This window comes from Leptospira sp. B5-022, from assembly GCF_000347035.1.
Taxonomy (GTDB): Bacteria; Spirochaetota; Leptospiria; order Leptospirales; family Leptospiraceae; genus Leptospira_B; species Leptospira_B cinconiae.
This window is the reverse complement of the sequence record NZ_ANIJ01000037.1, coordinates 1-6,614: the sequence shown is the minus strand read 5'-3', so window position 1 is coordinate 6,614 and position 6,614 is coordinate 1. Positions and strand designations below refer to the sequence as shown.

The 6,614-nt window shown below is 37.4% G+C and carries 9 protein-coding genes; all 9 read left to right on the top strand.

The window, feature by feature from the left end; translation table 11 throughout:
* A partial coding sequence (locus LEP1GSC192_RS15335) for an SH3 domain-containing protein (RefSeq protein WP_232421048.1) occupies positions 1-676 on the top strand: 676 nt, incomplete at its 5' end.
* Between the two features lie 169 nt (positions 677-845).
* Positions 846-1,361 (top strand): hypothetical protein, encoded by a 516-nt coding sequence (locus tag LEP1GSC192_RS15330; protein WP_036090505.1) that lies wholly within the window; start codon positions 846-848, stop codon positions 1,359-1,361.
* A 689-nt stretch (positions 1,362-2,050) separates the two neighbouring features.
* Positions 2,051-2,491 (top strand): putative toxin-antitoxin system toxin component, PIN family, encoded by a 441-nt coding sequence (locus tag LEP1GSC192_RS15325; RefSeq protein ID WP_052005241.1) that lies wholly within the window; start codon positions 2,051-2,053, stop codon positions 2,489-2,491.
* Positions 2,481-2,744 carry a toxin-antitoxin system HicB family antitoxin gene (locus LEP1GSC192_RS15320; protein ID WP_020770897.1) on the top strand — a complete coding sequence of 88 codons (264 nt, stop codon included), beginning with the start codon at positions 2,481-2,483 and terminating at the stop codon, positions 2,742-2,744. The genes LEP1GSC192_RS15325 and LEP1GSC192_RS15320 overlap by 11 nt, the downstream gene beginning before the upstream one ends.
* Positions 2,745-2,937: 193 nt before the next feature.
* Positions 2,938-3,501: a hypothetical protein gene (locus LEP1GSC192_RS15315; RefSeq protein WP_036090502.1), complete on the top strand. Its 564-nt coding sequence runs from the start codon at positions 2,938-2,940 to the stop codon at positions 3,499-3,501.
* 202 nt (positions 3,502-3,703) lie between these two features.
* Positions 3,704-4,567: a PIN domain-containing protein gene (locus tag LEP1GSC192_RS15310; RefSeq protein ID WP_020770899.1), complete on the top strand. Its 864-nt coding sequence runs from the start codon at positions 3,704-3,706 to the stop codon at positions 4,565-4,567.
* A gap of 182 nt (positions 4,568-4,749) precedes the next feature.
* Complete coding sequence (locus LEP1GSC192_RS19305) at positions 4,750-5,646, top strand: DUF2971 domain-containing protein (RefSeq protein ID WP_157186920.1); 897 nt, start codon at positions 4,750-4,752, stop codon at positions 5,644-5,646.
* A 260-nt stretch (positions 5,647-5,906) separates the two neighbouring features.
* Positions 5,907-6,155 (top strand): hypothetical protein, encoded by a 249-nt coding sequence (locus tag LEP1GSC192_RS15300; RefSeq protein WP_036090499.1) that lies wholly within the window; start codon positions 5,907-5,909, stop codon positions 6,153-6,155.
* The gene (locus LEP1GSC192_RS15295) at positions 6,142-6,483 is read left to right on the top strand and encodes a type II toxin-antitoxin system PemK/MazF family toxin (RefSeq protein ID WP_036090497.1); all 342 of its coding nucleotides are present in this window, start codon (positions 6,142-6,144) and stop codon (positions 6,481-6,483) included. The genes LEP1GSC192_RS15300 and LEP1GSC192_RS15295 overlap by 14 nt, the downstream gene beginning before the upstream one ends.
* Positions 6,484-6,614 lie beyond the last annotated feature (131 nt).

The window sequence follows — 6,614 nt, the reverse complement described above, 5'->3', positions numbered from 1 at the left end:
CTACGCGACCCTCGCTCCAGGCTTCGCCACATTTGCTTCTGTCACTTCGTTTGCATGTGCAAACTCGTGCCATCGCAAACGTCGGAGCACCTCGGTCGTTATGCGTCATCCAATTGAGAATTTATTTATGTATAAGATATTCTTTTCAGTTTATTTGGTAAGCTTATTCCTTAATTTTTCTCTACTTGCAGAAGAGAAATTCCTGATAAATGGCACAAGTGTTAATTTACGGGAAAAGCCTTCTATAAAATCGAAAGTAATTCATATTTTTAGAAATGAAGATGAATTGTTCATTCTTCAATACGAATCAAAATATGAAAATATTGCTGGCCAAGATGGTAGATGGGTAAAGGTCAATTATCAGAATAAGATTGGTTTTGTTTTTAGCATATTTTTGAAACCTTTCGAGTTTAAAAACAAACTTTATGTTTCTATTGAGAAAGCTCGATCTTGTTGCTATAAGATTTGTAAAGCGCATGTTGCTAAATTAAGTTGTTCAAAGGCGCCAAATCATCCAGATTGTGATTGCGGCGAAGAGTGTGAGGGTGGCGGTCCGACTAGTATGTTAGATTATGGTTGGACACCCGATTTAGAAGATCGGAAAAGATATTTTCAAAATCATAACGATGTTCGAATTAACTATCAAAAATATAGCGAACAATGTCTTTTGAAATAATTTAGTACAATAATTGGACGACGCATAACTTTCGGTGCTTCCGCAGCGCTGCGGGCTTGCTACGCAACCCTTGCTTGGGCTACGCCACATTCGCGTCCGTCACTTCGTTTGCATGCGCAAACTCGTGCCGTTGCGAACGTCGGAACACCTTGGTCGTTAGGCGTAATTGATGCAAAAATATACTGTGATAGAAACTGATTTATTTCTGAAAAATTTGAAAGAAATTAACTGGGATGGGTTTAAATGCCCAGATGGTTATAATTCTACTGAACCTCCATTTTATATAGAAAAATTACTAAAGATAGAAATTGAATCTGAGAAATGGACTATCTATAACTCGGTAATTTATTCAATTGGAAATAATCATGCGGGTAGTTATTATCTGCCTATTGAGAAAGCATTACCCTTCATTTTTCAAATAGCTTTTGAGGGGCAATCTGAATTAGCAAGAAATTGTTCTCTTGAAATCTTGACGGATATTCTATGCTCCTTTAGTGCTGAATTGGTCGACGGAGATGAGGCTGATTGCGAAAATCTTGATAATCGTGTAAGAATGTTTTATCATAAGCATATCGGTGATTTTAAAATCGTATCTATTAGGACAAATGAAAGTGAACGAAACAAAGATTTGGCAATAGGTATAATTGAAGCTATAGATGAAATTACTAATTCGTTGGATCAATGAAGAAAATTAGCAGATTGTAGCAGCATCAACTACGCCTAACTTTCGGTGCTTCCGCAGCGCTGCGGGATCGCTAAAGCGACCCTTGCTTGGGCTGCGCCACATTTCGCTTTGTCACTCGTCTTGCAGAGCAAGTCTCGTGCCAAGTGCTTACGCACTCGCGAAACGTCGGAACACCTCGGTCGTTAGGCGCACATCCGATAACTTCTTTCTTTTTATTTTAGGGTTAAATATTTTTAGATAGAGCCGTAGCAAATTTTTCTTTAAGTTTGTCCGCTCCTGTGATGCTCTGGTGTCGAGTTTTTGAGTTTCATCCTGCTAATTAGATTGCATAGAAAGTTTTTAACTGGTGCCGTATTCGGAGCGGGGATTTAACATCTGAAAGCAGGATTCTGCTGTAACGGCAATTTACTGAATCTCAAAATGCAACTAATTGAATGCACCGTGTTTGGATCGGACGTCGCCTAACTTCCGGTGCCTCCGCTCCGCTCGGAGATCGCTTCGCGACTCACTCGCTCGGGCTTCGCCACATTCGCTTCTGTCACTTCGTTTGCGTGAGCAAACTCGTGCCATTGCGAACGTCGGAGCACCTCGGTCGTTAGCCGGACATGCCCCAATTAAATCTTAAGTAACTAAAAAGACAAAAATAAACAATTGACATTTTGATAGTATATATGCTATCATTTGTATGATTGAAAATTGTCTTAGATACTAATGTTTTATACCAAGCCTTACGGGCTGAATCAGGAGCTTCTCGGGCAATTTTAAAATTAATCTTTGATCAGAAGATCAAGCTTAGTGTATCAACTCCTGTATTTAAAGAATACGAAGAAGTGTTGAAAAGAGATACTTCTAAAAAGGATTTGGGAATCAAAGATAAGGATATTAAGAAAATTCTAAGTTTTATTGCATATGTAGGTTTTGCTCAAACGATTTATTATTCATTTCGACCGAATTTGCGAGATGAGGATGATAATCACTTTGTCGAACTTGCTATTGCATCGAATGCGGATTACTTAGTAACAAGCAATATTAAAGATTATTTAGTTGGTAGTAATTTAAAATTTGAAGATTTGAAAGTTGTTACACCATCTGAATTTATGAAGATATGGAGGGAAAAGAATGAAGACTAAAGCAAGTGTTTTAACGATCCGGATTCCCTCTGAACTAAAACATAAAATTGAAAGAGTAGCGGAAGAACAGGGTGTATCAATAAATCAATTAGCTTTATATGCTTTTACGAAAGAAATTCAAGATATGGAGACTTCTCAATATTTTGAAAAATATTATAAAGGTAAAAGTAAGAAGCAAATTTTCTCTGACTTCCGTGAAGTTCTTTCTACGATAAAAAGCAAGGGATCCGTTCCGGACTGGGACAAATTATAATCTTTATCAAGTAATTGGGGCACGGTCGGCTAACTTTCGGCTCTGACGCAGCGCTTCGGGATGCTTTGCACCCTCGCTTGGCCTTCGGCACATTTCGCTTTGTCACTCGTCTTGCATAGCAAGTCTCGCGCCAAGTCCTTCGGACTCGCGAAACGTCGTCAAGCCTTGGTCGTTAGTCGCCATATTTTGAAAAATGTATTTTGATAATATTTTAATAGCTTTTTACATAATGACTGGGTTAATTGCCAGTCTATCTACTATAACATTTTTACTTACCTTTATTAAAGAGTATCGAGATTTCACAATTGATTTTTCCAAGGGGATATTTCTTAAAAGGTTAAAACTTTCTAATCTGAATATTGAACTTATTCCTAATAAGATTCAAGAATTCGATTATGGGATTATAAAAGTTTTATCAGAAAAATACATTGTTGTTAGGAGGAGGCTTAGTTCAGAGGTAATTTCTCCGATAGGAAGACGCGTGCCATTGGTTTATTCAACAATTGAATTGGTGCCTGACGGTTGGACGGCGGAAATTAGAATTTCATGGGTATCCGTAATCTTACTTTTATACCCATTACTCCTTTTAGGATTTCTTTCCTTATTGCCAATTGCAGCTTTAAAGTTTTATCCATTAGCTTTTACTTTTTTGCTTATTCCATTTGGGATTGTCTATATGTTATTCTTAATTATTCGAGCTGAAGCAATAAATCGAATGGAGCTGATTTTCGAAGAATTTTCTGATATTGACTATTAGAATTTCAATAATTATCATCTTCAAAATACGGCGACTAACTTTCGGTGCTTCCGCTTCGCTTCGAGCTTGCTACGCAACTCTCGCTCGGGCTACGCCACATTTGCTTCTGTCACTTCGTTTGCAGAGCAAACTCGTGCCATCGCAAACGTCGGAACACCTTGGTCGTTAGGCGAAATAGCTAGATATAAATTTATAACAAAAAATGGCATATATTAAAAAATTAGAAAATTGGTTGCAAGAGATAGACAGACTTGTCTGTGAATTTATCTCTACTTTGAATATCAAAGAATTTAGGAATAATCCGCAGTCAGGTATTTTCGTTCTTACACATCCTTATTCATATAATAAAGAAATAAGCAGTGATCAAAAAACGAGACAAATAGAGCTTAAGAAAGCGTTTATTGAATGGAAAGAACATTGTAATTTAATGATTCAGCAAATCCCGAATGATTTGAAAAGAGAGATTGTAAATGCGCTTGGATATATAGAGAACCAAATTGAGTTAAGATCTGACTGGTCAACTAAACCGACGGTTGCTGAAAATATAAATGAAATAAAAAAGCAATTTGTAAAAATTTCTAATTTTTTGAAGTTATATGAGAATGCAGAACGAATTGTTTTAATTCCCGACACTAATTCATTAATACTACAGCAAAACTTAGAGTTATATAAATCAATAGCTGGCGAAAAAATAGACATTTTATTGATACCAACAGTTCTTTCAGAACTTGATAGATTGAAAATGATTCATAGAGATGAGGAATTTAGAAAGAAAGTTAATAAAATAATCAATCAAATTAAAGGATATAGAACTCAAGGAAGCCTAAGCAAAGGAGTTACCATTTTTAAAACAATTACCGTTAAAATGATTGCTACTGAGCCTGATTTTCAGAAAGCACTATCATGGTTAGATAAAGAAAATAACGATGATCGAATAATTGCAGGAGTAATTCAATACCAGATCGAGAATCCATCGTATAATGTTGGTTTAGTAACTGCTGATATAAATTTGCAGAATAAAGCCGAAATGGCGAGAATTTCGTTTTTTGAACCACCTAGTGTATAAAGAAAACGCTACTTCGCCTAACTGTCGGCTCTGACGCAGCGCTTCGAGCTGCTTCGCACTCTTGCTTGGCCTTCGGCACATTTCGCTTTGTCACTCGTCTTGCATAGCAAGCCTCGCGCCAAGTCCTTCGGACTCGCGAAACGTCGTCAAGCCTTGGTCGTTAGCCGCCATTACTTATGAATATGACACCTGCAGAATTAATAATTGAAGATGAGTCTGACATTGAAATTTTACAAGAGTATACTGGAAGTGGTGAAGATATTAAAATTCTTTACCACTATACTAATCTTGAAGGATTAATTGGGATAATTAACTCAAATAAATTACGACTTACAAATAGTTATTTTCTAAACGATTCAACTGAATATGAACATGGGTTGTTAATTTTAAGAATAGTTTTGCGAAGGCTGGAGCGCGATAAGACACTATCTTTAAAGTTTAACTATATACAAGGGCTTAAGACTAAAGGCTTCTGGAAGAATTCACTTAGAGATGGAGTTTTTACTGCTTCATTTTGCATAAAAAAGGATTTGCTATCTCAATGGCGAGCATACTCGGGTGGTATAGGTGTCAATATAGGTTTCTTGAGCGAGCCGATGTTAGACTACGTAGATGCAATGCACGGCAAAGCTATCTATTCAGTAAAAAATCAGGCTGAGATTTTAGAAAAAATTATCAGAGCATGTTTAGAAATTATTCCTTTGGACTATGATTATGTATCGGCGGGACATAAAGATCCAGTTGTAGCAATTCTTGCGAAAATTTTTCTCATTCTTCCATTTTTTAAAAACCGCCATTTTGAAGAAGAGACGGAATATCGTATTGTCTACAGGATGAAATTAAGCGATGAAAAGCACCTAGTGAAACATGTTTCTCTATCCCAAGGGATTAAGTCGTATATTGAATTGCCATTTGAAAGTAAAGAATGGAATAGTTCAACAACGAACGAGATTGGCCAAGTGACGGTTGGTCCGGCAGAACATCAGTCAAGAGTAGCAAATGAAATAAAGGAATTCATAAAGATGAAAGGGATTACTGGTATAAAAGTCAGACGCTCAAAGATTCCACTCAGCCGATAAGGAACGGCGGCTAACTTTCGGTGCTTCCGCAGCGCTGCGGGCTTGCTGCGCAACCCTTGCTTGGGCTGCGCCACATTTCGCTTTGTCACTCGCCTTGCAGGGCAAGTCTCGTGCCAAGTGCTTCGCACTCGCGAAACGTCGGAACACCTCGGTCGTTATACGCAATGCCCTATAGTCTTTCTTTTTAAAAGAGATTAATTTCTTTAAAAATAGGAGGAATTTTTAATTGACTTAGGTATAACCTGGGTTATACCAATTATATGAAGACTGCTGTTTCAATTCCTGATGATTTATTCAAAACTGCAGAGAAGACCGCGAAAAGATTAGGGATTCCTAGAAGTCAGCTTTTTGCCAAGGCATTAGAAGAATTTATTCAATTACATAGTAAAGAATCCGTCACAGAAAGATTAAATAAAATCTATCTCAAAGGAAATGCTAGCTCTAAGGAAAATATAAATAATCTATCCGTTGAACTACTGCGTAAGAGTTTAAAGAATGATTCGTGGTGAAATATGGTGGGTGGATTTAGGAATTCCTTTTGGCAGTGAGCCTGGTTTTAGAAGACCTGTTCTCATTGTGCAAGATGATTCTTTTAATGAAAGCAATATCAATACAGTGATTGTTATCTCAATTACATCAAATTTAAATATAGCCGAAGCTCCAGGAAACGTAACCTTATCAAAAAAGGATTCTAATCTTTCTAAAGACTCGGTTGTAAATGTTTCACAAACGGTTACTTTGGATAGAGAAAGATTTTTAAATAAAGCTGGCAAACTGAAGCCAAACAAGATGTCTGAAGTTGAAGAAGGTCTAAAGCTCGTTCTTGGCCTTGATTAAAGGGCACTGCGTATAACTGTCGGTGCTTCCGCTCCGCTTCGAGCTTGCTTACGCAACTCTCGCTCGGGCTACGCCACATTTCGCTTTGTCACTCGTCTTGCTGGGCAAGCCTCGTGCCAAGTGCTTGCGCA